Below are 504 nucleotides of genomic sequence, written 5' to 3' on the forward strand. Positions count from 1 at the left end.
GAGCGCCCTGCGTGCCACCGCCACCAGCCCAAAGCCCGCCACGCCTCAACCTAAGCCCGTCACCAGCGCGGAGCAGCAGCCTGTTGCGGCGGGCGCAACCGCTGCGTCACCCAAGCCGAAAAAGCCAAACCGCCCGAACAAGCCGAAGCGTAAACGGAGGTATTGAGCGAAATGGCGAAGTGGCGAAATGGCGAAATGGTGAAGTGGCGAAATGGCGAATGGCGAAATGGCGAATGGCGAAATGGTGAAGTAAGGGAGTAGTGAGGTGGCGAATGGTACGCATTACGCCCGCGTCGGAGGCACATCTGAAAAAGCGGGCGCTGCTTGCAGTCTTTCTGACGATTTGCGTCAGCCTGATTGGGTTCGGGATTGTAATCCCGCTGCTGCCGTTTTATGCGCAGCGGTTTCGGGCGTCTGAATGGCAGGTTGGGTTGCTTTTTGCCTCCTTCTCGCTGGCACAACTGGTCGCCGCGCCGATTCTGGGTGACTGGTCGGATCGCTGGG

The 504-nt window shown here is 59.9% G+C and carries 1 protein-coding gene; it reads left to right on the forward strand.

Features of this window, described 5'->3' with window-relative positions; all coding sequences use genetic code 11:
* Nucleotides 1-272: 272 nt before the first annotated feature.
* Nucleotides 273-504: MFS transporter (locus N0A24_12345; GenBank protein MCS7174124.1), on the forward strand; the 232-nt coding region annotated here is incomplete at its 3' end.

It is taken from the genome of Armatimonadota bacterium, from assembly GCA_025059775.1.
Taxonomy (GTDB): Bacteria; Sysuimicrobiota; Sysuimicrobiia; order Sysuimicrobiales; family Sysuimicrobiaceae; genus Sysuimicrobium.